This window comes from Sandarakinorhabdus limnophila DSM 17366, assembly GCF_945882885.1.
GTDB classification, from domain to species: domain Bacteria; phylum Pseudomonadota; class Alphaproteobacteria; order Sphingomonadales; family Sphingomonadaceae; genus Sandarakinorhabdus; species Sandarakinorhabdus limnophila_A.
This window is the reverse complement of the sequence record NZ_CAMCWT010000006.1, coordinates 45,925-70,360: the sequence shown is the minus strand read 5'-3', so window position 1 is coordinate 70,360 and position 24,436 is coordinate 45,925. Positions and strand designations below refer to the sequence as shown.

Sequence of the window (24,436 nt, the reverse complement as noted above, 5' to 3'; positions counted from 1 at the left end):
CCATTGAACCCTGCCCGGCGCAAGGCAATCACGCTCGCTCTCGCCCGCCGCGCTGCTCACCGCTGGCTGGGCCTTGTCGATCCGGAAAGTGCGTTACTGGGTTACGATTGATCCGGCCGGCCGCCGCCAGCTGCAATCCAGCCGCGCACCTTTGCTTCCAGCACCGCCAGTGGCAGCGCGCCGGTATCAAGGCAGACCTCATGGAAATCGCGCACATCGAACTTTGGCCCCAGCGCAGCGGCGGCCTCGCGGCGCAGGCGGGCAAAGGTCAGCTCGCCGATCTTGTAGGCACAGGCCTGGCCTGGCTGCGCGACATAGCGATCAGTTTCCACCGCCACGTCGCGCGGCGCCATCGAGGTGTTGGCCAGCATATAGGCGATCGCGCGATCCCGGTTCCAACCAAATGCATGCAGGCCGGTATCAACCACCAGCCGCACGGCGCGCAGCATCTCCATGTCCAGATGCCCGAACCAGGCCCAGGGATCGGCGAACATGCCCAATTCGCGGCCAAGGGATTCGGCATAAAGCCCCCAGCCTTCGCTGTAGGCGGTGCTTCCGCCGCGCTTGAGGGTGTCGGGCAGCGTCTTGTCTTCGTTGACCAGCGTCAACTGATAATGATGGCCGGGGATGCCCTCGTGCAGCGTCAGCGTTTCCAGCGTGGGGATCGGCCGCGTATCGAGCATCGCCATGTTGAAGAACAGGATGCCCGGCGACACGCCATCGGGCGGACCGGCGCGATAATAGCCAGTGCCGCGTTGCCCGCCCAAGGCCGGTAGCGGCGCAACCTTGAACGGAGCGGATGGCCGGCGGTGGAACAGGCGCGGCATGGCTGGCCAGATGCGGGATTCGATCTCGGCAAAGCGGGCGATGAGCTCTTCTTGGGTCTTGCAGTAGAATTTCGGATCGGTGCGGACATGTTCGAACAGCGATTTCAGGTCACCCGTCCAGCCAAGCTGCTTTCGCACGGTCTCGAATTCACCGCGGATGCGGGCCACTTCTGCAAGGCCAAGATCATGAATGGCCTGCGCCGCCATCGGGATGGTGGTGTGGCGCTCCAGCTCGAACGCATAAAGCCTGTCTCCATCCTTCGTTGCCGATCGGCCCGGGCCGACCGGCGCGGCCGGCAGATAAGTGCTGGTGAGAAAGTCCCGCCAGCGCGCATACGCGGGCAGTACCGATCTCTTGACCATGCCCATGTAGTCCACCTGCCAGCGTGACGTGTTGCTGGCCAGCACCGGCGGCATGCGCCCGATGGCGGCCATGAACGGCGTCTGGTCTGCCGGCAGCGCCAGTATGGCCTCCACCTGTTTCAGTACATTTTCCACCAGCACCTGTGATTGCACATGGCCGCTGGCCAGGCCTTGCTTCAGGCGCACGATGGCGCCGTCCATGTGCCCGGCGAACAGTCGCAGCCGCTCCAGCCCTGCTGCATAATCGGCCTCTGTCTCGAACAGCGCGCCGGGGCCGGCGACGAAATCCGGCAGCTCCACGTGCAGCCCGAAACTGGGGTTCAGCGCCAGCCGGCGATGGATGGCGAACAGGCCGCTGTCATGCAGCTGGATCGCCTGCTGCACACTGCGGGCAAACACGTCGTAGGCAATGCGCTCGGCCGCGGTCAACGCGGCTCGGTCGATGCCCGCGAGCTCGGCTGCTGCCTGCCGCTTGTTGGCCAGCGTGGCTGTCGCCCATTCGTCTGACAGCGGATCGATGAACACCGGCTCCCCGGCTGGGCGCCGACGTCCCGGCGGGCCGGTGGGCGACAGCGCGGCATCGGCTTGGGCGGCACGGGTCAGCAGACCAGCCAGCTTGGCCGAGGCCGTGGCCCCGAAACCAAGCGCAGGCGCGGTGGGCAGGGCGACCAACAGGCCAAGCGTGGTGCGACGGTTCAGCATGGCTGCATGGAAGCAGCATGCCACAGATTTGGAAAGGGGCTTCCGGCGCGTGACGTTGAACGGGCTCCGGGCAATGTGCCGCCCCGCTGCGACTTACTTCGGGCTGCGCTTTGCCAGGATCCGCTGCAAGGTGCGCCGGTGCATTTTCAGCCGCCGCGCGGTTTCCGACACATTGCGATCGCACAGTTCATACACACGCTGGATATGCTCCCAGCGCACGCGATCGGCCGACATCGGTTCTGGCGGCGCTTCCGGGCGGGAGCTGCCATCGGCTGAGAGGGCGCGCACGATGTCTTCCGGGTCGGCCGGCTTGGCCAGATAATCGATGGCGCCGGCCTTCACGGCCGCAACAGCGGTCGCGAGATTGCCATAACCGGTGAGCATGACGACGCGCACATCAGGGCTCATCGCACGCAGTTCGGCAACGAGATCGAGACCGTTGCCGTCTTCCAGACGCATGTCGACCACGGCATGAGCCGGTTTCAGCCGAGCGGCTTCCACCCGGGCTTCCTGCAGGCTGCCAACCGACGTGACGGCAAAGCCCTTGCGTGCCAGCAGCACGGAAAGCCGCTGCCGGAAGGGGGCATCATCGTCCACCAGCAACAGCGGGCGGCCCTCGGTCTCCGGTACACTGGCCATGGTTATTGCTCCTGTCCTTGCCCCTGGGGGTCATTAAACTCAAACTCTTCCCTTGGCCAGCGCACTTCCACCCGGGCACCGCCTTCGGGCCGGTTGGAAAAGGCCAGCCGGCCGCCGGTACGCTCGATCAGCGTCGTGGCGATGAACACGCCAAGGCCGGTGGAATCGGATTTCGACCGCGATGGACCCAGGATAGGCTCGCCGAGGCGGGGCAGCAGATCGGGCGGAAAGCCAAAGCCGTCATCAACCACCGCGACGCGGATTTCAGACGGGGTGATGAAGGTCTCCATCCGCACTTCGGTGCCGGCGTGGCGCACGGCGTTGGAGACCAGATTGTTGAGCGCGTGCAGCAGTTCGGGTGAGCGTTGCACCAGCGGCTGTGGCCCGGAGACAACGACCCGCACCGGCACGCGCGCCGGCTTCACGCTTTGCGCCACTTCGTGCAGCAGCAGATCCAACGTCAGGATGGCGAACGGGTCCTCGGCTTCGGCGCGGGTCGAAAGGTCTTTCATGATCCGGCGGCTGCGTGCGGCCTCGGCGGCGAGCAGGCGTATATCCCCGCCGAAATCGGGATCGTCGCCCAATTCCTCTTCCAGGCTATGCGCGATCAGGCTGATCGAACCCAGCGGCCCACCCAGCTCGTGCGCAGCCGCCGCAGCCAGGCTGCCTAGCGCGTTCATGCGGGCTTCGCGGGTGAGCGCGGCTTCAGTTGCCACCAATGCCCGGGCCCGCGTGCGCGCTTCAGCTGAGACCATCCACAGATAGGCAGCCAGGAAACCGATGGCGAGGCCATAGGCGATGACGTCGCCAACGCGGTAGATCAGCGGAAATTCTGGCGGTGGCCCGCTCCATGGCAGGGGTTGGGCCCACAGCCAGATCACCACCAGCACCGCCAGTGTCAGCGCCAGCAGCGGTGCCATTTCCCGCGCAGTGAGCAAAGTGGCGGCAATGGTGACCGGCACGATCAGCAGCAGTGAAAAGGGATTAGCCAGCCCGCCGGTGAGGAACAACAGCACCCCGGCCTGGATCAGATCGAACGACAGGTGCAGCGCCAGTTCGCGCCCGGTCATCCGTTCCGTGCGCTCGTAAAGCGTCGAAAGGCCGAAGTTGAGGATGACCGACGCGCCCACGGCGGCCAGCAGCGATCCCCAGGGCAATGGATAGCCAAACCACAACCCAACCACCAGCAGCGTGGTGAACTGGCCCAGGATCGCGATCCAGCGGATACCGGCCAGCGTGCGCACGCGCACCCCGGGGCGATCAAAGGCGGAAGCCGCGATGGAGGGCCTTTCCATCTTCATGACCTAGCCGCCGCAAGCCCGTTCGCACATGCGGCGTGTCGTTCCACGTGCCGCCGGGCGGGCATGCTCAGAGCGATGGCCCCTGCACGCGGCCGGTGGCCTTCACCGGAACGTCTTTCAGCAGTTTGGTGATGCTGGCGGCGCGGGGATCGCTGGTAGCGACGGCCCGCGCGCTGATGCCGCTGTTGTCGGCAATGTCGGGATTGGCACCGGCATCGATCAATGCCTTGGTCAGGGCTAGATCACGCGCCTGCACCGCTTTCAGGATCGCGGTTTCGCCCAGTCGATTCTGGGCGTTCACCTGCGCCTTCAGCCGGATAAGGGTCGCGGCGCCTTCGCTCCAGCGGCTGATGGCGGTGAGGATCAGCGGGGTATTGCCCTCGCGGTCCTTGAGGTTGAGGTTGGCGCCCTTCTGGTAGAGCAGGCCCAGCCAACCAAGATCACCGCGGCGGGTGACGATATGGATGCCGGCTTCCCCGGTATCGGCGTCGCGGGTGTTCACCACGGTGGTGCCGGGTTGGTCGGCCAGTTCGATGGCCTTGTTGACGTCGCGGTCTTTCACCGCCTTGATGAAGTTGTAGCTGTCGGAAAACTGTGCGGCGGCCGGCGTAGCCGCCACCATTGCTGTTGCCAGCATCACCAGAACCAGAAGTCGCTGCAGAAGTCCTTGGCACATCATCGACAAGCTTCCACCTTTTGCCTATGCCCCTAAAGGCCATGATAGCGCATAGCCCCATCAATCGTCCATGAACAGGTCCAAGAATCTGCGGCTCTGGCTGGTGCTGGCGGTGGCGCTGCTGCTGGCGGCCGGCTCGGGCTGGATGCGCTTTTCCACGCCGCCAGCGCCGCCCGGTAATCTGGCGGGCGCCAGCCTGGGCGGGCCGTTCACGCTCACCAATCAGGATGGGCAAACGGTGCGCGACACGGATTTTGCCGGGCGCTGGCGGCTGATCTATTTCGGCTATGGCTTCTGCCCCGATGTTTGCCCCACCGATCTGGCGTTGGTCGGGCGCGGTCTGCAGGCGTTCGAAGCGCAGGATGCTGGCCGCGCAGCTGATGTGGCGCCAGTCTTCATCACCATTGATCCGGAGCGCGACACGCCGGCCGTTCTGAAGCCCTTCGTGGCGGCCTTTCACCCGCGTCTTGTCGGCCTGACCGGCACCCCAGAACAGATCACCGCAGTGTCGCGCCGCTTTGGGGTGTATGCCAAACGCATGGATACCGGCGATCCGCAGAACTACCTCATGGATCACAGCGCCATGGTCTATCTGTTCGACCCGGAAGGTAAGCCGGTCGCTTTCTTGCCGCATCAGGGGCTCACGGCAGACGCCGTCACCGCATTGCTGGCCACCCATGTCCGATAAACCGTTCTGGGAAACCACGCCGTTTCACCACATGACGCGGGCGCAATGGGAGAGCCTGTGCGATGGCTGCGGTAAATGCTGCGTGCACAAGCTGGAAGATGAAGACACCAACGAGGTCTTCCCCACCAACGTTTGCTGCCGCCTGCTCGATACGCGCACTGCACAGTGCAGCGACTATCGCAACCGCAAAGCGTTGGTGCCGGAATGCGTGCGGCTCACGCCAGGCAAGCTCGATGATCTCGATTGGCTGCCGGAAACTTGCTCATACCTGCGCGTTCACCGCGGCCAAGGGCTGGCACCGTGGCACCACCTGATCACCGGTGATCGCGAGTCCATCCACCGCGCCGGCCAATCCGTTGCTGGCCGTGTGATCAGTGAAGATCACATTGGTGATCTTGAAGACTTCATCATCGACAAGCCGCTTTAAGACCTGTTCATGCTGCGTTGGCGACGCCCCCAATTGCCCGAAGAACTGATCATCGCCGGCCGCCCTGTGCCGGTGGTTGCCACCCGCCGGCCCATGGCGCGCGGGGTGCGGCTGCGCGCCAGCGCTATCAAGGGCCGCATCGAGATCAGCCTGCCGCCGCGAGGCGGGGAGGACGTGGGTGCCGCCCTGCTCAAGGCTCACCACGCGTGGATCGAAGCGCAGGTGGCAAAATGGCCAGCGCCGATCCCGTATGCGCCCGGTGCGATCATCCCCGTCGATGGCGCGCCGGTGCGCATCGACTGGCAGGCCGATCACTCTCGCACCCCGGTGCTGGCCGGCGATGCCTTGCGCGTTGGTGGGCCGCTGTCGCTGCTGTCCGGCCGCATCGAACGCTGGCTCAAGGCCCGGGCGCTGGCCGATCTGGAACCTGCCACCCGCCAGCTCGCTGATCAACTCGGCCGGCCGCTGGCGCGGATTTCAGTGGGCGATACCAGTAGTCGCTGGGGCAGTTGTGCCGGCGCCCGGTCAGGCGACGGCGCCCGCATCGCCTACAGCTGGCGGCTGGTGTGTGCGCCCGAATGGGTGCGCTTTGCCATCGTGGCGCACGAGGCGGCGCATCTGGTTCACCAGGATCACAGCCCGGCCTTCCACGCCCTGAACCGCCAGCTTGATCCGCGCGCTGGCGAGGCCCGACGCTGGCTCGCCCGGCATGGCGCGGCGCTGCACTGGGTGGGGCGCGAAGCCTAGAGCGGATGGCCCAGCCAGGCGGCGATGGCAGTGCCGAAATCGGGCTTGGTGACGGCGCTCATGTGGTTGCCGGCAATTTCGACAAGCGCAGCGTTGGGCAGTTCCATGGCCAGCGCCGGTGCGGAGCCATTGTCTTTGTCATCCACCCCGCACAGCACCAGGCACTGGGTTTCGATCCCGCGCAGCATTTCGATCGGCGTCGAAACAAACGTGTCGAGCAGCAGGCCAACGGCGGCGGTGTCCACCTTGTTCTGTTTCATGAAGGCCGCGGCAAAGGCTTCCGGGCTGCCGCCGGGCCAGCCATCGGGCTGACGCAGGACCTGCTTGAAGAAATCCGCCCGCTGCGTGCCGCCGATCAGCCCTTCAAGCCCTATGCCGGAAATGATCGCCTTGCCTGGCCGCAGCCCGCGCGCCAGCAGCCGCACCAGCGTGCGGGCCCCCATCGAATAGCCGGCGATATCGAAATCCGTCAGGCCCAGTTGGGCAATCAACGCCTCGATATCCATGGCCAGCACGTCAGGTGGATAGGCGGCGGCTTCATGCGGCGCGGCGCTGTGCCCGTGGGCGCGGAAATCCGGCATCATCACCCGATAGCCGGCGCCGGCTATCTCGGCCGCCGCGCCATAGCGCCGCCAATTCATCTCGCCGCTGGAAAACAGCCCGTGCAGCAGGATGATCGGCCGGCCTTCGCCGATTTCGACAACGGCAATCTCCGCCCCGTCGAAGCCGCCAAAACGGGGTTGCACCATTACCGGCCCTTTTCGGCGCGGGCAGCGGCCACGGCTTCCTTTAGCCGGTCAAAGCCCACCGCGCCCGACAGGATGCGGTTGCCGATGATGTAACTCGGCGTGCCGGTCAGACCCAGCTCACGGCCTAGCGCCAGGTTCTTGTCCACTTCGGCCTTCAGTGCGACGTTCTTCAGATCGGCGGTCACCTTGTCTTCGGAAAGGCCCACGCCCTTCACGATGCCCATGGTGCGGGCCAGGCTCACAAGGCCGGGGCTGTCAAACATGGCGTCATGGAATTTGCGATACTTCCCCTGTGTCGCTGCCGACAGGCTGGCCATCGCCGCTTCGGTGCTGGCCGGCGAAAGCACCGGGAAATCGCGATAAATCACCATCAGCTTCAGGTCTTCACGCACCAGCTTTGCCACATCGGCGTGGCCCTGCCGGCAATAGGGGCAGGAATAATCGAAGAACACCACCAGCTTGACATCGCCATCGGGATTGCCGGCGGTTGCACCCGGGAAGGGCGTTTCCAGCGCGCTGCGGCTTGCGGCCAGTGCCTTGCGCGCCTCGGCCCGCTCCAGCCGGGAGACGGCTTCCGGGATGATTTCCGGGTGATTCAGGATATAATTGCGCACGATGGCTTCGATATCGGCGCGATTCAGGATATGACCGCGTACGATGGCTTCGATCTCGGCGCGATCAGGTCGCTCTTTCGCCTGCCCGGCGGCCAGCGCCGCGCCGGCCCCCACGCCCGCACTGGCCAATCCCACCGCGACAACAGCGGCCATGCTCAACTGCCGGCTCCAGAATCCTGCCATAAGATTATCTTTTCTTCCGTTTCTGCTGTTCCAGCGCGTCGCTGGCTACCAGCATGATATCGTCTGCCCGAATAAAGTCGGGCGTGCCAGCCGGCAACCCCGCCCGTGCCATGCGCGCATTCATCAACGCGCCCATGGCGTTTCCTTCCAGGCTGAAGCGCTCGGCCGCTGCCAGCGCCGCACGCGGCTTGTCGCCGCGCCGATCATAGATCACGCCCAACTGGTACCAGGTAAAGGGATTCTCACGGTCCAGGCTTACGGCCTTGCGCAGCAAGGGCTCGGCTTCGGCCTGCAGTTTAGGGTCTTCGCTTGTCACCAGCGCGTGGCCCAATAACGTGATGATCATCGGCTCGAATGGCGCCCGCTCGACCGCGCGGCGCAGCACTGGCAGGCTATTGGCCACTTTACCGGATTCGAGCAGGATCTGGCCTTCCAGTTCCAGATAATAGGGGTCGTAGGGGTTCAATGCGACAAGCCGGGCCGCTTCCGTCATGGCCTGATCGGGGTGGCCGGAACGGTGCCACGCATAGGCACGAGCATAAAGTGCGGCGGCGGTGTTGGTGCCTTCCGGATATTGCTGCATCACCCGCGGCGGCTCTTCCACAAAACCGATCAACTTGCCCTTGATACGCTCGAACTTGGCCTGCAACGCCTTGTCGGGAGGCGTGTTCCAGGCCGGGTCCTTCTCATAGACAGAAAGCAGATTGGCGACGCGCGTCGACGACAGCGGGTGGGTGCGCGCATATTCATTGTCCTGCGGGATGGCGAGGCGAAACTCCTGACCCTGCAGCTTGCGGAAGAAGGCGATGCTGCCCTTGCCCGAAATCCCGGACTTCGAAAGGAATACGGCGCCAGCCTGATCAGTACGGCTTTCCTGATCGCGTGTGAAGGCGAGAAACTTGCCCTGTGCCGCTGCGGTGCCCAGTCCCAAAATCGCCATGCCGGCTTCGCCCGCACCGGCAGCCACTGCCAGCGCCGCCCCCACCAACGACAGCAGCGAAATCTTGCTGGCAGGCCCGGCACCTTCGCCAAAGCGCACATTGTGGCCAGCCGCAATATGGCCCAGTTCGTGCGCGATCACGCCCTGCAGCTCGTTCACATTGTCCGCCGCGGTGATCAGGCCGCTGTGGATGAACACATTCTGCCCACCCGTCACAAAAGCGTTGATGGAAGGATCACCCACCAGCACGAACTGCACGCTGCGCGGATCAAGCCCCGCCGCATCTATCAGCGGCCGCGAAATCTCGCGGAAAAACGCCTCCGTTTCGGCGTCGCGCAGGATGGACTGCGCCCAGGCCGGGCCGGGAAGGAGCGCCAGGGCCAGCGCCAGCAGAGAAACAAGGATGCGCATGCGTCTTCCCCTTGCCTAGCATAGTTGAACTTGCGGTGAAGGGGTGCGGCCATAACGAACGTGTGCCGGGATGGAGGCTCCCTTTCTCAGGCCGCCTTGAGTGCCCGCGCCCGGCGGCGCTGCACCGACGACCCAAGGCCCAGTGATTCGCGATATTTGGCCACCGTGCGACGGGCGATGTCGAAACCCTCGCCGATGAGCAGTTCGACGAGCTTGTCATCCGAGAGCACATCCTCGCCCTCGGCTGCGATCAGTCGGGCGATGCGGTCTTTCACGGCAAGGGCCGACGCGGTTTCGCCATCGCCGGAGCTGACACCGGAGGTGAAGAAATATTTCAGCTCATACTGGCCGCGTTCGCACAGCAGATATTTATTGCTCGTCACCCGGCTCACGGTCGATTCGTGCATTTCGATCAGCTCAGCGATCTGGCGCAGGGTCAGCGGCTTCAGCTGGCTGACCCCGTGCTCGAAAAACCCCTTTTGCAGGCGCACGATTTCGGTGGCGACGCGGATGATGGTGCGGGCGCGTTGATTAAGCGCCTTCAGCAGCCAGTTGGCGCTGGCCACGCATTCATTCAGGAAGCCGTGGGTTGCCTTGTCCGCTCCGCTGGCGAGTTCGCTGTGATAGTCGCGATCGATGATCAGGCGCGGCAGCGTCGCCTGGTTGAGGCTGATCTGCCAGCTGCCGTCCGTGCCACGCGTCACGAACACATCAGGCACCACCGGCGTGCCGGTTTCCCCGCCATACCGCAGGCCGGGCTTGGGATCATAGGATTTCAGCTCGCGGATCATGTCCACGATATCCTCGCGGTCCAGTTTGCACAGCCGCATCAGGCCGGCCATGTCGCCGCGTGCCACCAGATCGAGATTGTTCAGCAGCTTTTCCATTGCCGGGTCGCAGCGATCAGCGGCGCGGGCCTGGGCGATCAGGCATTCCGATAGGTTGCGCGCGGCCACTCCGGCCGGATCGAACATCTGCACCTCGCGCAGCACCGCTTCGGCCCGCACTGGCGACACGTCCAGCCGGTCGGCAATCTCCTCCAGCGGTTCGACCAGATAGCCGGCTTCATCAAGGCCATCGATGATGAAGCGGGCAATGGCCAGATTGATGCCGTCAAAGCGGGCTGTTGCCTGTGCTTCCAGCACTTCGGTCAGCCCGGCTTCGCCACCGGCCATCCGCTCGAAATCCGGGCCGTCGTCCTCACTGCCGGCCTGCGCCGCGCGTTCACCCCAATCCGCGGGCTGGTCCGCCGCGCAGTCATGATGGAAACGCTCACCTGTGTAATCGGCCTCTAACGGGCCATCGCCGCCGCCGATGCCATCACGCAGTAAGGCTTCCAGCCCCGCGCTGCTGGCATCGTCAAATGCGGGGTCAAACACAGGCAGGGCATCGGGCGGTGCGTCCACCCCGCTTGGCCCGGCCGGTTCCTGCGGCTCGGCGGCATCGCCGGCGGCGAGCAGGGGATTGCGCTCCAGCTCCTCGGCGATCCAGCCTTCCAGTTCGACATTGGTCAGTGTCAGCAGCTTGATCGCCAGCTGCAGCTGCGGGGTCATCACCAGCTGCTGCGATTGCCTCAGCTCAAGGCGCGGCCCCAAGCCCATCTCAGCCCCCGCTGTGCCCCAGCCAGATCACAGGGTGAAATCCTCGCCCAGATAGACACGGCGCACGGTTTCATCGGCAACCAGCGCTTCCGGCGTGCCTTCGAACAGCACGCGGCCATCATAGATGATGCAGGCGCGATTCACGATTTCCAGCGTTTCGCGCACGTTGTGATCGGTGATCAGCACGCCGATATCGCGGGCGCGCAGCTGCACCACAAGCGCGCGGATATCAGCGATGGAGATGGGATCGATGCCGGCAAACGGCTCATCGAGCAGCATGATCGACGGATTGGCGGCCAGCGCCCGGGCAATCTCCACCCGGCGCCGCTCCCCGCCCGAAAGCGCCATTGCCGGCGCTGCACGCAGGCGGGCGATGTTGAATTCGCCCAGCAGTTCTTCCAGCCGTGCAGAGCGCGCCCGGGCATCAGGCTCCGCCACTTCCAGCACGGCCATGATGTTCTGTTCCACAGTCATGCCGCGGAAGATGCTGGTTTCCTGCGGCAGATAGCCAAGGCCGAGTGCGGCGCGGCGATACATCGGCAGGCCAGTGATATCATAGCCATCCAGCAGGATACGGCCCGAATCCGGCATTGCGAGACCCATGATCGAATAGAAACAGGTGGTCTTGCCGGCGCCATTGGGACCCAACAGGCCGACAACTTCGCCCCGCCGCACCGAAAGCGACACGTCGCGCAGCACGACCCGCTTGTCATATTTCTTGCCGATGCCATCAACCGAAAGCCCACGCAGCACGGGGCCGCCCGCTTGCTCGCGCTGTTGTTCGCGTTGTTCCATTACCTCGGTATCGGCCATCATTGAATCTGCTCCAGCCAACTGGCTCGAAAATTGCATGTCGGAGTGTAAACTATCGTGAATGCGTCGCCACGCCAAGGCGGCTAAGTGGCGAAACCCGTGATTTCTGTTGCCAATCCGGACAATTTGCAGGAACAGACCCGGCCATCATGGGCGCGGCGTTGAATTTTTCCGATCCGGCGATGCTGGCCTTGCTGCTGGGCGCTGGCCTTTGGGCGGGCGCCCAGAATGCCTTTGCGGGCGGCGGCAGCTTCATCACCTTGCCGGCCCTGATCGCTGCCGGGCTTGATCCCAAACTGGCCAATATCACCTCCACCATGGCGCTTTTTCCCGGCCAGATCACCACCGGCATTGCCGGACGAAAACTGGTTGCCGGGGCCGATCGTCTGTCATTCAAGGCACTGGCCGCCATCGCGCTCATCGGCGGGGTGGCCGGAGCATTGCTGCTCAATGCGACTCCCACACGTGTGTTTGCCGCCATGGTGCCGTGGCTGGTGCTGTTGGCCACCGCGGTGTTTGCCTGGGGCAGCTTTGGCCCGAAAAAATCGGCCGACCGCCCGCCGCCACCGGCGTGGTTGACCGTGCTCACCCAATCGACCATCGGGATCTACAGCGGCTTTTTCGGGGGCGGCGCCGGCATCATGACACTGGCCAGCCTCACCATCGCCGGGCTGCCGGTACGGTATGCCGGTGGTACCAAGAATGTGCTGGTCTCGTTGTCCAACACCACGGCCGCCATTCTGTTCGCGCTCACTGGTAATGTCGCCTGGATGCACGCGCTGGTGGTCGGCATCGGCGCGATGGCTGGCGGCTATGTCGGCGCGAAGGCGCTGGCGGTGGTGCCGGAAAAGGGCTTGAAGATCGCGGTGATCCTTATCGGCCTCGGCCTGACAGTCGGGCTGTTCCTGCGCGCCTAACGGCGCTGCCCATATTCATCGATCAGCACCTCGCGCCGGCCAACGTGATCGGGGCGGCTCACGAACCCGTCCTGCTCCATTCGTTCAATCAGGCGAGCGGCGTTGTTGTAGCCGATGCGCAGGTGGCGCTGGATGAAGCTGGTGCTGGCCTTTTGCGCCTTGGCCACGACGTCGATTGCCTTGGCATACACGTCCGCCTCCTCATCGCCGCTGCGACCGCCGGAGAGCCCCGCACTGGCCAGATCGAGCTGGCCATCAAGATCTGTCGGTTCTTCAGTGACAGCTTCGACATAATCCGGCACGCCCTGCGCTCGCCAGAAATCGGCGACCGCTTCCACCTCGCCATCTGAAACGAACGGGCCGTGGACGCGCACGAGCTTGCCGCCGGCCATCCACAGCATGTCTCCCTTGCCCAACAGTTGCTCGGCGCCGGGTTCGCCCAGGATGGTGCGGCTGTCGATCTTGCTTGTCACCTGGAAACTGATTCGCGTCGGCAGGTTCGCCTTGATGACGCCGGTGATCACATCCACCGACGGGCGCTGCGTCGCCATGATCAGATGGATGCCGGCGGCACGGGCCTTTTGGGCCAGGCGCTGGATCAGGAATTCCACTTCCTTGCCCGCCGTCATCATCAGATCGGCCAATTCGTCCACCACCACCACGATCAGCGGCATCGGCTCGAAATCGAGCACTTCCTCCTCGATGATCGGGGCTTCGGTTTCCGGGTCCCACCCGGTCTGCACACGGCGCACGAAGGGTTTGCCGGCAGCCTGCGATTCCTTCACCTTCTGGTTGAAACTGGCCAGCGAACGGACGTTGAGCTCGCTCATCTTGCGATAGCGGTCTTCCATCTGCTCCACGGCCCATTTCAGCGCGCGGATAGCCTTGGGCGGATCGACAACGACGGGCGCCAGCAGATGCGGGATCCCGTCATACATCTTCAGTTCCAGCATCTTGGGATCGATCATGATCAACCGGCACTGGGCCGGGGTCATGCGATACAAGAGCGAGAGGATCATGGCGTTGAGGCCGACGGACTTGCCCGAACCGGTGGTGCCAGCGATCAGCAGGTGCGGCATCGGCGCCAGATCGGCCACCACCGGAATGCCGGCGATATCCTTGCCCAGCACCAGCGGCAGCGTGACCGAGCTGCTATCGAAATCGGCGCTGCCGAGCAGTTCGGAAAGCGACACCGTCTCGCGCACCGGATTGGGCAATTCGATGCCGATCACGTTCTTGCCTGGCACAACGGCCACGCGCGCCGATTGCGCGCTCATCGAGCGGGCGATGTCATCAGCCAGGCCGATCACCCGGCTGGCCCGGATACCCGGCGCCGGTTCCAGTTCGTACATGGTAACGACCGGGCCGGGGCGCACTTCGCCAATGCGGCCGCGCACGCCGAAATCTTCCAGCACGCCTTCCAGCAGCCGCGCATTTTGTTCCAGCGCGGCTGCATCAATGCGCGCGCGCGGCGCAGAGGGCGGCGGCGCCAGCAGGTCCAGACCCGGCAGCACGGCGGCATCACCCAGATCGAGCGACTTCTGCTTGTCGCGCACGTCACGCCCGCTGCGGCTGGGCCGCTCGGGCTGTTCCAGCACAACTGTCGGGCCAGGCTCCGGATCGGTGGTGAGTTCGGCTTCGGCCTTGGGCGGCTTGCGTGTTGGCTTGGGCAACACGATGTTGCCCGGCTCCGCTTCGGTGTCCGGGTTCCACAGGCGCTGGCCGGCCGCGATGGCATCGCCCACTGCCTCGCGACTGATCGCGCTGCCCCAGGCCAGGCAGGCCAGACCTACCGGTGCCAGCAGAATGGCCAGCACCACCCCCACCGACACATCGGCCAATTCCGGAATCGCTTCTGCGGCGTCTGCCGCCGCCGCCAGGCCCTGGCCCAGCAAGCCGCCCGGCCCGGCCGGGGCGCCCATGGCGGAAAATCCGAAACCGCCTGCCGCGAACGCCAACAGCAAGACGCCGGCAAGGCTGCTACTGGCCATGCGCGGCAACGGCACCGGTTCTTCGCGGCCGACGCGCCACCCCGCCAATATCAACGCCGGGCTGAGCAACAGCACTGGCCAGCCCGCCAGTTGCAGCAACAGATCAGCAAAATGCGCGCCGATACTGCCCATCCAGTTGCCCACCGGGCGCGCTGTGGCGGTGTTGAACGCGGGATCGGCCGGGGAATAGCTCAACAGCGCCAGCACCAGCGCCACGCCAATCAGGGCCACCGCCGCGCCGGCGGCCACGCGCGCCGCCATGCGAAGGGCCAGCGCCAAAACGAGGCGCAGCCGCAGCAGCCAGGCGGGTCCACCGGGGCTGCTGCGCTTGGGGGCAGGTGCTGCCCGAGTGGCCATTGCGGTTGCGCCTTTCAATGCGATGCATCGCCCTTGGCATGTTCACCATTTGGGCACTACCTAAAGATGAATCAGGCCATGACTCCGGTCAAGCCTACTCTTGGGAAAACCGCCTGTGGCCCGGACATCATGTCCCGCTTGGGGGAATCGCACAGGTCGGCTAAGAAGCCAGTATGACGATGGATGCAGACGTGATCATCATCGGTGGCGGCCTGGTTGGCGCCACATTGGCGCTGGCTCTGGCCCGGCATGATGTGACGAGCATTGTCGTCGACGCGCAGGATCTGGACAGCACCACCCTTCCGGCCTTCGATGGCCGCGCCACCGCCGTGGCCAGCGCGTCGGCGCGCATGCTGTTCGCCTTGGGGCTGGACGACATCCTCGATACCCACGGCTGCCCGATCCGCGAGATTCGCGTGACCGACGCCGCCCACCCGCAGTTCCTGCATTTCGATGCCGGCGAGGGCAATGATCCGCTCGGCACCATGGTGGAGAATCGCTGGCTGCGCACCGGCCTGCTGCGTGCCGTGCGCGAATGCCCCGAAGTCACGCTGCTCGCCCCGGTCACTGTCGCCGATCTGGCGCGCGACGATCACGCCGCCACCCTCACCTTGGCCGATGGCCGGGTGTTCCGGGCGCCGCTGGTTGTGGCCTGCGATGGCCGCCGCTCCGCCACCCGCGAAGCCGCCGGCATTCCGCTCGCCACCTGGCAATATGATCACGCCGCGTTGATCACCTTGGTTGCCCACACGGTGCCGCACGAAAATATCGCCTGCGAACTCTTCTACCCGTCGGGCCCGCTGGCGCTGCTGCCGATGCGCGACACCGACGATGGCCGGCCGCGCACCGCCATCGTATGGACGATTGACCGCAAGCATATGGACGCCGCGAAGAAGCTGGGCCCCAAGCAGCTCGCTGCCGAAATCGCCGCCCGCATCGATGGCACCGTGGGTGAAATCGAGGTGATCGCGCCGCAAGCCGTGTGGCCGCTCGGCTATCACCATGCCGCCCGTTACACCGACACGCGCCTGCTGCTGCTCGGCGATTCCGCCCACGGCATCCATCCGATCGCCGGCCAGGGTCTCAACATGGGCTTCCGCGATGTCGCCGCCGCCGCTGAAGTGCTCACCAACGCCGCGCGCTCCGGCCTTGATCTGGGCAGCCCCGATGTGTTGGCGCAAATCTCGGCGTGGCGCCGCTTTGACAACAGCTTGGTCTGCGCTTTCACCGATGGCCTCAATCGCCTGTTCGCCATCCCCGGCCGTACCCCCAGCCTGGTGCGCCGTTTCGGCCTCGCCTCTGTCGAACGCATGCCGCCCTTGAAGCGTTTCTTCATGAATCAGGCCCGCGGCGAAACCGGCAAGCTGCCGGCGCTGCTCAAGGGCGAACTGGTCTAGCGAATTGCAGCGTTGCGGCGCCCGGCGGCTGGCCACAGGTTGCCGGCCATGATCGATCGTGACGCAATCCTCGAAAAATATCGGCTTGAGCGGGACAAGCGCCTGCGCCCCGAAGGCAACGCCCAATATGTGCGGCTGGCGACGCATTTCCCGCAGATGCTGGGCGATCCCTACACGCCGCGCAAGGAACGCGCGCCGGTCACCGATCATGTGCGTTTTGCCATGGTTGGCGGCGGGTTTGCCGGGTTGTGCACTGGCGCCCGCCTGGCGCAAGCGGGGATCACCAATTTCCGCCTGATCGATGCCGGCGGCGACGTGGGTGGCACCTGGTATTGGAACCGCTACCCCGGCGCGCAGTGCGACACGGCCTCCATCATCTACATGCCGCTGCTGGAAGAAACCGGGCACATCCCGACCGAGAAGTATGCCCACGCCCCCGAAATCCAGGGCCAGGCCAAGAAGATCGCACAGACGTTCAATCTTTATGAAAAGGCGCTGTTCCACACCGAGGTGAACTCCTGCACCTGGGATGATGTCAAACAGGTCTGGGTGATCGAGACCGATCGCGGCGATCACTTCACCGCCGATTTCGTTGGCATCGGCACTGGGCCGTTGAACGTGCCGAAACTGCCCGGCATCCCCGGCATCGAGAAATTCAAGGGCCACCAGTTCCACACCAGCCGCTGGGATTATGGCTACACCGGCGGTTCGGCCGAAGGCGCACCGATGGAAAGGCTGGCGGGCAAACGCGTCGCCATCATCGGCACCGGCGCCACCGCTGTACAGTGCGTGCCGCATCTGGCGCGCGATTCCGGCGAATTGTTCGTGGTGCAGCGCACACCTTCAAGCGTGGACGTGCGCGCCAATGAACCCATTGATCCCGACTGGTTCAAATCCATCGCCACGCCGGGCTGGCAGACGCGCTGGCTGGAAAACTTCGCCGGCAATGTCGGCATGGGCGGCGCGTCGGAAGACTGGGTGAAGGATGGCTGGACCGACCTGTCGCGCCGCATCCGCAGCCGGGTGATGAGCCTGCCGCCCAGCGAATGGAACCCGGAAAACATGATGAAGGCCTGGGAAATGGCCGATCATGAAAAGATGGAGGAAATCCGCACCCGCGCGGTGACGGTGGTGGAAGACCGCAAGACCGGCGAGGCGCTGCAGGCCTGGTATCGCCAGCTGTGCAAGCGGCCCTGCTTCCATGATCAATATCTGCAGGCCTTCAACCGGCCCAGCGTCACCTTGGTTCACACACATGGCAAGGGTGTCGAGCGCATCGACGAAACCGGCCTGTGGGTGGACGGCGAGCACTATGAAGTGGACTGCATCATCCACTCCACCGGGTTCGAAGTCGGCACCCCCACCGAAGAACGCACCGGTTTCGATCCGATTGGCAAGGGCGGCCATAAGCTCTCCGCGGCGTGGAGCGACGGCATGCGCACGCTGCATGGTCTGAACAGCGCCGGTTTCCCCAACCTGTTTCTGGTGCAGTTCGCGCAGGCGGCCAATTTCATCGTCAACGTGCCGCACAACTGGATGGAAACCGGCACCAGCATCGCCGCCATCGTGCGCCATATGACCGATCATGGCCTGAAGACGATGGACGTGGACGAAAAGGCCCAGGAAGACTGGGTGAAGCTGCTGCTGTCCGGTCCCGGCATGATGATCAACAGCCCGGATTGCACACCCGGCTATTACAACAACGAAGGCCAGCCCATGGATGACCGCGCCAAATATGCGGTGGGCTATCCGGCCGGGCCGAACGCGTTTTTCAGCTACATGCGGGGCTGGCGGTCAGACGGGCAATTCAAGGGGCTGCGCTTCGATTAACCGGTTGTCGGCAGGAACTCGCGCGCGGCCTCTGCCAGCAGGATCGGCACGCCGTCGCGGATCTGATAAGCGATGCCGGCCGTGTCGTTGACCAGTTCTTGGGCGGACCGATCATGCCGCAGCGGCTGCTTGGTCTGCGGGCAAACCAGCAGGGCCAGCAGACGCGGATCGAGCGCGGAACCGCTCATTGGAGGCGGCCACTGCTGCCGCTGCCCCCGATTCCATTGGGCCCAACCGCGAAACTCATCAGCGCGCCCAGTGTTTGTGCGCGCTCGGCCAGGGTGGGCGCTTCCAGCAGCGCCTGCTTTTCGGGCGGATCGAACGGCAGCGCGCCGGCCAGCGCCGTCACCAGCCCTTCGTCGTCAGCCGATTGCACCGCCTCCCAATCGGCGGCGAGCCCGCGCGCATCAAGATAGGGGCGCAGCGCGTCCTCCAGGCTGGCGCGGCTGGCGGCATCCAGCGATTCTTCCTCGGCCCGGTCATCGGCAAAGCCGTGATAATCGGTCATCACCTGGCGATAGAGCGTGTCGCGCTCCAGTTCGGCGCCCACCCGGAAGCGGCTGATGCCGACCAGCGTGACGAGGATGCGGCCATCGTCGGTTTCGCGATATTCGGTGATCCGGCCCAGGCAGCCGACCTTGTAGAGCGGCGGCGGATCACCCGCTCTGCTTCCTTGGGGCGCCTTCGGCTGGATCATGCCGATGGTCCGGTTGGCAGCGCCGGTGGCCGCCATCGCGTCCTTCACCATCGCCAGATAGCGCGGTTCAAAGATGTTGAGCGGCAGCACACCGCGCGGTAGCAGGACCGCGCCGATCAAGGGGAACACCGGTACGGCGGCCGGCAGTGGTTCGAGGGCTTCGCTCTCGCTCATGCAAACCAGATGGCGCGCAGCGCGGCGCGGGTCTTGATGCTCCACGGATCGGCAAGGCCGGCGGCTTCGAACATGGTCAGCAGCTTGGTGCGGGCGGCGCCCTCGTTCCAGCCGCGATCGGCCTTGATGACGGTCAGCAGATGCTCGGCAGCGGCATCGCGTTCGCCGCGGGCAGCCAGAGCACCGGCCAGCTCGAATCGGGCGGCGTGGTCATCCGGGTGATTGGTCACCTGGGCGACGAGATGAGCGAGCTCGTCATCTTCCGGTGCTTCGGCGGCCAGCGCCAGCGCGGCGCGGGCGCGGACAACAAGCTCATCCTTCGAATCGGCAGGCACCGTTTCGAGCGCGGCAGCCGCCGGCTGCGGTTTGCCACCCGCCAGCAACGCTAGGGCATAACGCGCCACCAGATCATGGCGATCCCGCATCTCGCTGGACACCGCTGCCAGCATGGCGATGGCGTCTTCATGGGCGCCGGCCGCAGTGGCCTCGTCTGCCGCTGCGATCAGCTGGCCGATCTGCTCCTCCAGCGCGGCCTCGTCATCGCTGGCCGGGACGCCCGCCAGCAGCTTGTCAATGAATTGCGCCAGCTGCGTTTCCGGCAGGGCGCCCTGGAAGCCATCAACCGGGCGGCCATCAAGGAAGGCATAGACGGTGGGGATGGACTGGATGCGGAACTGGGCGGCCAGCGCCTGGTTCTTGTCCACATCGATCTTGACCAGCGCCACCTTGGGTGCACGGGCTGAAACCAGTCGTTCCAGCGCCGGCCCCAGCGTCTTGCAAGGGCCGCACCACTCCGCCCAGAAATCGACCAGCACCAATGCCGTCTTCGACGCCTCGATCACGTCGCGGCGGAAGGCTTCGATGCTGGCCTTTTCGGCGGCGGGATTGGGAATGCTGGCCAAGGGGTGATGCTCCCATTTGTTGTCGTGCGTGCCATATGGGGGCGGGGGAGGCGGTTTGCCAAGACGGCGCTTGCGCACAGGGGCCAAGAAACCTCGGGCAAAAAAGGGGCTTGCAAGTCCAAACCCGCCGGTGCTAGACGCCTCACCCTCAATGACCGGCGAGCGGGTGTAGCTCAGGGGTAGAGCGCAACCTTGCCAAGGTTGAAGTCGAGAGTTCGAATCTCTTCACCCGCTCCAGTCGTTGCTTGAAAAGGTGGTCCGTTTGGGCCGCCTTTTTCATTGCGGTGCCTCGCCGCGGGACCCATAAAGTCGCCATGCACAGCCACGCTCACAGCCATCCGCTGGGCGGTCATGATCATCATGGCCATGGGCACAGCCATGCGCCGCCAGATTTCGGCCGGGCCTTTGCCATCGGGGTGGTGCTCAATCTTGCTTATGTCGGGATCGAGACGGCGGCGGGCCTCTGGTATGATTCGATGGCGCTGCTGGCCGACGCCGGCCACAATCTCTCCGACGTTGCCGGTCTGCTGATCGCTTGGGGCGGGCTGGCGCTGGCCAAGCGCGCGCCGAGCGCGCGATTCACGTGGGGGCTCGCTCGCTCTCCCATCCTTGCGGCGCTGGCCAACGCACTGATTCTCGTGGCGGCGTGCGGGGGCATCGTCTTCGAATCGGTACACCGTCTGCTCGATCCGCTTCCGGTCGCCGGCAATATCGTGATGCTGGTGGCGGCGGTGGGCGTTGCCATTAACACCGGCACCGCCCTGATGTTCATGCGCGGCCGCAAGGGCGATGTGAACGTGCGCGGCGGGTACTTGCACATGCTGGCCGATGCCGGGATGTCGGCGGCAGTGGTGCTCGGCGGGCTGGTGATCAGCCAGACCGGCTGGGCCTGGGTTGATCCGGTGCTGGGCCTGGCAGTAGCGGCCGTGATCCTGCGCGGCACTTGGGGCCTGCTCACCGAGTCGCTGGCGCTGGCGCTGGATGCGGTGCCGCCGGGCATCGAACCGGCCGCCGTTAACGATTGGCTGACCGGGCTGGACGGTGTGGCAGCGGTGCATGATCTTCACATCTGGCCGCAGGGCACCACCGGCGCGGTGCTCACCGCGCATCTAGTGATGCCGGCTGGCCACCCGGGTGACGAGGCGCTGGCCAACATTGCCCACGCGCTCCACCACCGTTTTTCCATCGGCCATGCCACGCTGCAGGTCGAAACCGGCGCGGATCACTGCCGGCAGGCGCTGCCCGAAGGCTGCGGCGGCGACCACAAGCACTGATGCAACTGTGGGTGGCACCGGTCGGCTCGCCGGAGTAGGAAACCATTCATGCGCATCATCGACCATCACATCGCCGGATCGCCCGTGGCCGCCGGCAGCCGCACCAGCCCGGTGTATGATCCCAACTCAGGCCAGGTGCAGGCAGAAGTGCGATTGGCGGGCGCTGATCTGCTCGAACAGGCAGTCGCTGCCGCCCGCGCTGCGCAGCCGGCCTGGGCCGCCACCAACCCGCAGCGCCGCGCCCGGGTGATGTTCAGGTTCAAGGAACTGGTCGAAGCCCGCATGGATGAACTGGCCCGCGTGCTCAGTTCCGAACATGGCAAGGTGCTGGCCGACAGCCGTGGCGACATTCAGCGCGGGCTGGAGGTGATCGAATTCTGCTGCGGCATCCCGCACGTGCTGAAGGGCGAGTTCACCCACGGCGCCGGGCCGGGCATCGACATCTGGGCCTTCCGCCAGCCGATCGGCATCGGCGCCGGCATCACCCCGTTCAATTTCCCGGCGATGATCCCGATGTGGATGGCAGGCGTCGCCATCGCGACCGGCAACGCCTTCATCCTGAAGCCGTCAGAACGCGATCCCACCCTGCCGCACCTGCTGGGCGACATTTTCCGCGATGCCGGCCTGCCCGAGGGCATTTTCAGCGTCGTCAACGGCGACAAGGAAATGGTCGACGCCATCATCGCCCATCCCGATATCGCGGCGATCAGCTTTGTCGGCTCATCGGATGTGGCCGAATATATCCATGCGCAAGGCTGTGCGCGTGGCAAGCGAGTGCAGGCCATGGGCGGCGCCAAGAACCACGCCATCGTGATGCCCGATGCCGATCTCGATCAGGTGGTGCGCGATCTGGCTGGCGCTGCCTTTGGCTCAGCCGGCGAACGCTGCATGGCGCTTCCGGTGGTGGTGCCGGTGGGTGAGGACACCGCCAACGCGCTGCGCGCCAAATTGCTCCCGGCGATCGGCAAGCTCAGGATCGGCATCAGCACTGATCCGGAGGCCGATTACGGCCCGGTCGTCACCGCTGCCCACAAGGCGCGGATCGAAAGCTACATCCAGATGGGTGTCGATGAAGGCGCCGAGCTGATGGTGGATGGCCGCGGCTTCACCCTGCAGGGCCATGAAGGCGGCTTCTTCGTCGGGCCGACCCTGTTCGATCATGTCACACCCGATATGCAGAGCTACCGCGAGGAAATCTTCGGCCCCGTTCTGCAAATCATGCGCGCGCCCAATTTTGAGGCGGCACTCAAACTCCCCAGCCAGCATCAATATGGCAACGGCGTCGCCATCTTCACCCGCAACGGCCACGCTGCGCGCGAATTTGCGGCGCGGGTGAATGTGGGGATGGTCGGCGTCAACGTGCCGATCCCGGTGCCAGTGGCCTATCACAGCTTCGGCGGCTGGAAGCGCAGCGCCTTTGGCGACATCGGCCAGCACGGCATGGAAGGCGTGCAGTTCTGGACCAAGCGCAAGACGGTCACTGGCCGCTGGCCGGATGGCGGCATGGATGGCGGCAGCGCGTTCGTTATTCCGACGATGGGGTGAGTGAAATGAGCTATGAAACCATCCTTGTCGAACAGCGCGGCGCCGTCTCGCTCGTCCGTCTCAATCGCCCGCAGGCGCTGAACGCGCTCAATTCCCAGGTGCTGGCCGATCTGATCGCCGCCTTTGCCGCCTATGATGCCGATGCGTCGCAGCGCTGCCTTGTCATCACCGGCAGCGAGAAGGCGTTTGCCGCCGGCGCCGACATCAAGGAGATGAGCGGGCAGAGCTTTGCTCAGATGTATGGCGGCAATTTCTTTGCCGGCTATGATCATGTCACCGCCACCCGCAAGCCGTGGATCGCGGCCGTGTCCGGCTTTGCGCTCGGCGGCGGCTGTGAGCTGGCGATGATGGCGGACATCATCATTGCGGCCGAGAATGCAAAATTCGGCCAGCCCGAAATCAAGCTGGGCGTGACGCCCGGCATGGGCGGATCGCAGCGGCTGGTGCGCGCCATCGGCAAGGCCAAGGCCATGGAAATGTGCCTGACCGGCCGGATGATGGACGCGGCCGAAGCCGAACGCTCCGGCCTCGTCGCCCGGGTCGTTCCCACCGAAACGCTGCTCGATGAAGCGCTGAAACTGGCCGAAACCATCGCCGGCATGGCACCGCTGGCCAGCATCGCGGTGAAGGAAGAAATCGACGCCGCCTTCGAAATGAGCCTGAAGGAAGGCGTCCGCTTCGAGCGCCGGCTGTTCCACGGCCTATTCGGCAGCGCCGATCAAAAGGAAGGCATGGCCGCCTTCGTGGAAAAGCGGCCCGGCAACTGGACGGGGCAGTAACATGGCCATCATCGCCTTCATCGGGGTCGGCAACATGGGGGGCGGCATGGCCCTCAACCTGGTCAAGGCCGGCCACGAAGTGTGGGCGTTCGACCTGTCCGCCGATGCGCTGGCGCGGGTCGTGGCGGGCGGTGCAACGGCGGCCAGCAGTGCGGCCGATGCCGCCGCTGGCGCTGATGTGATCATCACCATGCTGCCGGCGGGCAGCCATGTGCGCGCTGCCTATGAAGGCGATCTGTTTGCCGTCGCCCAGCCGCACGCCATCCTGATCGATTGTTCCACCATCGATGTCGCCACGGCCAAGGCGATGGGCGAAGCGGCCGCCAGCAAAGGCCTGGCGATGGTTGATGCGCCGGTTTCGGGCGGCACGGCGGCGGCGGATGGCGGCACCCTCACCTTCATGGTCGGCGGGCCCGATGCGGCCTTTGCCACGGCGAAGCCGATCCTGGAAAAGATGGGCAAGGCCGTGATCCACGCCGGCGGGGCCGGCATGGGCCAGGCCGCCAAGATCTGCAACAACATGATACTCGGGGCCACCATGGTCGCCACCGCCGAAGCTTTCGTGCTGGCCGAAAAGCTGGGGCTGGAGGCGCAGACCTTCTTCGACATCAGCAGCAAGGCCAGCGGGCAAAGCTGGTCCATGACCAGCTATTGCCCCGTCCCCGGCCCGGTGCCCACCGCGCCGTCCAACCGCGATTATGCCGGTGGGTTTGCAGCAGCGTTGATGCTGAAGGATCTGAAACTGGCGCGCCAGGCCGCGCAGGGTGCCGGTGCCAGCGTGCCGATGGGGGCGGAAGCGGAAGCGCTTTACCAGCTGTTCGTCAACAACGGCGGTGCCGCCACCGATTTTTCCGGCATTATCCGGTTGCTGCGCGGCTGATCTGCCGCGTTG

General features: G+C 65.1%; 23 protein-coding genes and 1 tRNA gene. 11 read left to right on the top strand and 13 right to left on the bottom strand.

The window, feature by feature from the left end:
• Positions 1 to 101: 101 nt before the first annotated feature.
• The 4 genes from Q7O19_RS02560 to Q7O19_RS02545 all read right to left on the bottom strand — a co-directional run bounded on the left by Q7O19_RS02560 (position 102) and on the right by Q7O19_RS02545 (position 4,469).
• Entirely contained in the window at positions 102 to 1,892 is a 1,791-nt protein-coding gene (locus tag Q7O19_RS02560; RefSeq protein WP_303808457.1) for a DUF885 family protein, read from the bottom strand.
• 93 nt (positions 1,893 to 1,985) lie between these two features.
• On the bottom strand, positions 1,986 to 2,531 hold the full coding sequence (locus Q7O19_RS02555; protein ID WP_272868124.1) for an ActR/PrrA/RegA family redox response regulator transcription factor: 546 nt from the start codon (positions 2,529 to 2,531) through the stop codon (positions 1,986 to 1,988).
• A 2-nt stretch (positions 2,532 to 2,533) separates the two neighbouring features.
• The gene (locus Q7O19_RS02550; protein WP_303808456.1) at positions 2,534 to 3,832 is read right to left on the bottom strand and encodes an ActS/PrrB/RegB family redox-sensitive histidine kinase; all 1,299 of its coding nucleotides are present in this window, start codon (positions 3,830 to 3,832) and stop codon (positions 2,534 to 2,536) included.
• Positions 3,833 to 3,899: 67 nt separating this feature from the next.
• Positions 3,900 to 4,469 carry an ankyrin repeat domain-containing protein gene (locus Q7O19_RS02545; protein WP_303808455.1) on the bottom strand — a complete coding sequence of 190 codons (570 nt, stop codon included), beginning with the start codon at positions 4,467 to 4,469 and terminating at the stop codon, positions 3,900 to 3,902.
• A 109-nt stretch (positions 4,470 to 4,578) separates the two neighbouring features.
• On the opposite strand from Q7O19_RS02545, the gene Q7O19_RS02540 reads away from it, so the two are divergent.
• Genes Q7O19_RS02540 through Q7O19_RS02530 form a run of 3 tightly spaced genes read left to right on the top strand, consistent with a single transcriptional unit; the run spans position 4,579 to position 6,370 of the window.
• Positions 4,579 to 5,196: an SCO family protein gene (locus Q7O19_RS02540; protein ID WP_303808454.1), complete on the top strand. Its 618-nt coding sequence runs from the start codon at positions 4,579 to 4,581 to the stop codon at positions 5,194 to 5,196.
• Positions 5,186 to 5,623, top strand: a complete 438-nt coding sequence (locus Q7O19_RS02535; RefSeq protein WP_273461806.1) for a YcgN family cysteine cluster protein — start codon at positions 5,186 to 5,188, stop codon at positions 5,621 to 5,623. Before Q7O19_RS02540 ends, Q7O19_RS02535 begins: the two co-directional genes overlap by 11 nt.
• Positions 5,624 to 5,656: 33 nt before the next feature.
• Positions 5,657 to 6,370: a M48 family metallopeptidase gene (locus Q7O19_RS02530; RefSeq protein WP_303808452.1), complete on the top strand. Its 714-nt coding sequence runs from the start codon at positions 5,657 to 5,659 to the stop codon at positions 6,368 to 6,370.
• On the opposite strand, the gene Q7O19_RS02525 is transcribed toward Q7O19_RS02530, so the two are convergent.
• The 5 genes from Q7O19_RS02525 to lptB all read right to left on the bottom strand — a co-directional run bounded on the left by Q7O19_RS02525 (position 6,367) and on the right by lptB (position 11,663).
• Complete coding sequence (locus Q7O19_RS02525; protein ID WP_303808450.1) at positions 6,367 to 7,119, bottom strand: alpha/beta fold hydrolase; 753 nt, start codon at positions 7,117 to 7,119, stop codon at positions 6,367 to 6,369. The genes Q7O19_RS02530 and Q7O19_RS02525 overlap by 4 nt on opposite strands.
• Positions 7,119 to 7,886, bottom strand: coding sequence for a DsbA family protein (locus tag Q7O19_RS02520; protein ID WP_303808449.1), 768 nt, complete (start codon positions 7,884 to 7,886; stop codon positions 7,119 to 7,121). Before Q7O19_RS02520 ends, Q7O19_RS02525 begins: the two co-directional genes overlap by 1 nt.
• Before the next feature lie 34 nt (positions 7,887 to 7,920).
• Positions 7,921 to 9,267, bottom strand: coding sequence for a M48 family metalloprotease (locus tag Q7O19_RS02515; protein ID WP_303808447.1), 1,347 nt, complete (start codon positions 9,265 to 9,267; stop codon positions 7,921 to 7,923).
• 86 nt (positions 9,268 to 9,353) lie between these two features.
• On the bottom strand, positions 9,354 to 10,868 hold the full coding sequence (gene rpoN / locus Q7O19_RS02510; RefSeq protein ID WP_303808446.1) for an RNA polymerase factor sigma-54: 1,515 nt from the start codon (positions 10,866 to 10,868) through the stop codon (positions 9,354 to 9,356).
• A gap of 27 nt (positions 10,869 to 10,895) precedes the next feature.
• The gene (lptB, locus tag Q7O19_RS02505) at positions 10,896 to 11,663 is read right to left on the bottom strand and encodes an LPS export ABC transporter ATP-binding protein (protein WP_303808463.1); all 768 of its coding nucleotides are present in this window, start codon (positions 11,661 to 11,663) and stop codon (positions 10,896 to 10,898) included.
• Positions 11,664 to 11,830: 167 nt separating this feature from the next.
• Here lptB and Q7O19_RS02500 point away from each other — a divergent pair, with 167 nt between their 5' ends.
• A complete protein-coding gene (locus Q7O19_RS02500) occupies positions 11,831 to 12,598 on the top strand; it encodes a sulfite exporter TauE/SafE family protein (protein ID WP_303808445.1) in 768 nt (255 codons plus the stop codon).
• Here the strand turns inward: Q7O19_RS02500 and Q7O19_RS02495 are convergent.
• Positions 12,595 to 14,850 (bottom strand): DNA translocase FtsK, encoded by a 2,256-nt coding sequence (locus tag Q7O19_RS02495; protein WP_303808462.1) that lies wholly within the window; start codon positions 14,848 to 14,850, stop codon positions 12,595 to 12,597. The two genes, Q7O19_RS02500 and Q7O19_RS02495, sit on opposite strands and share 4 nt — an antisense overlap.
• A gap of 269 nt (positions 14,851 to 15,119) precedes the next feature.
• On the opposite strand from Q7O19_RS02495, the gene Q7O19_RS02490 reads away from it, so the two are divergent.
• Positions 15,120 to 16,343 carry a UbiH/UbiF/VisC/COQ6 family ubiquinone biosynthesis hydroxylase gene (locus Q7O19_RS02490; RefSeq protein ID WP_303808444.1) on the top strand — a complete coding sequence of 408 codons (1,224 nt, stop codon included), beginning with the start codon at positions 15,120 to 15,122 and terminating at the stop codon, positions 16,341 to 16,343.
• A 48-nt stretch (positions 16,344 to 16,391) separates the two neighbouring features.
• Positions 16,392 to 18,173 (top strand): NAD(P)/FAD-dependent oxidoreductase, encoded by a 1,782-nt coding sequence (locus tag Q7O19_RS02485; protein WP_303808443.1) that lies wholly within the window; start codon positions 16,392 to 16,394, stop codon positions 18,171 to 18,173.
• Here Q7O19_RS02485 and Q7O19_RS02480 read toward each other — a convergent pair.
• Genes Q7O19_RS02480 through trxA form a run of 3 tightly spaced genes read right to left on the bottom strand, consistent with a single transcriptional unit; the run spans position 18,170 to position 19,946 of the window.
• Positions 18,170 to 18,361 carry a Trm112 family protein gene (locus Q7O19_RS02480; RefSeq protein WP_303808441.1) on the bottom strand — a complete coding sequence of 64 codons (192 nt, stop codon included), beginning with the start codon at positions 18,359 to 18,361 and terminating at the stop codon, positions 18,170 to 18,172. The genes Q7O19_RS02485 and Q7O19_RS02480 overlap by 4 nt on opposite strands.
• A complete protein-coding gene (locus Q7O19_RS02475) occupies positions 18,358 to 19,044 on the bottom strand; it encodes an LON peptidase substrate-binding domain-containing protein (protein ID WP_303808439.1) in 687 nt (228 codons plus the stop codon). The genes Q7O19_RS02480 and Q7O19_RS02475 overlap by 4 nt, the downstream gene beginning before the upstream one ends.
• A complete protein-coding gene (gene trxA, locus Q7O19_RS02470; protein WP_303808437.1) occupies positions 19,041 to 19,946 on the bottom strand; it encodes a thioredoxin in 906 nt (301 codons plus the stop codon). Before trxA ends, Q7O19_RS02475 begins: the two co-directional genes overlap by 4 nt.
• A 162-nt stretch (positions 19,947 to 20,108) precedes the next feature.
• On the opposite strand from trxA, the gene Q7O19_RS02465 reads away from it, so the two are divergent.
• The 5 genes from Q7O19_RS02465 to mmsB all read left to right on the top strand — a co-directional run bounded on the left by Q7O19_RS02465 (position 20,109) and on the right by mmsB (position 24,424).
• Positions 20,109 to 20,183, top strand: a tRNA-Gly gene (locus Q7O19_RS02465).
• A 77-nt stretch (positions 20,184 to 20,260) separates the two neighbouring features.
• Positions 20,261 to 21,220 (top strand): cation diffusion facilitator family transporter, encoded by a 960-nt coding sequence (locus tag Q7O19_RS02460; RefSeq protein WP_303808436.1) that lies wholly within the window; start codon positions 20,261 to 20,263, stop codon positions 21,218 to 21,220.
• Between the two features lie 48 nt (positions 21,221 to 21,268).
• Positions 21,269 to 22,765, top strand: coding sequence for a CoA-acylating methylmalonate-semialdehyde dehydrogenase (locus Q7O19_RS02455; protein ID WP_303808435.1), 1,497 nt, complete (start codon positions 21,269 to 21,271; stop codon positions 22,763 to 22,765).
• Between the two features lie 5 nt (positions 22,766 to 22,770).
• Positions 22,771 to 23,544: an enoyl-CoA hydratase gene (locus Q7O19_RS02450; protein ID WP_303808434.1), complete on the top strand. Its 774-nt coding sequence runs from the start codon at positions 22,771 to 22,773 to the stop codon at positions 23,542 to 23,544.
• Positions 23,483 to 24,424 (top strand): 3-hydroxyisobutyrate dehydrogenase, encoded by a 942-nt coding sequence (gene mmsB, locus Q7O19_RS02445; protein WP_303808460.1) that lies wholly within the window; start codon positions 23,483 to 23,485, stop codon positions 24,422 to 24,424. The genes Q7O19_RS02450 and mmsB overlap by 62 nt, the downstream gene beginning before the upstream one ends.
• The last annotated feature ends 12 nt before the right edge of the window (positions 24,425 to 24,436 follow it).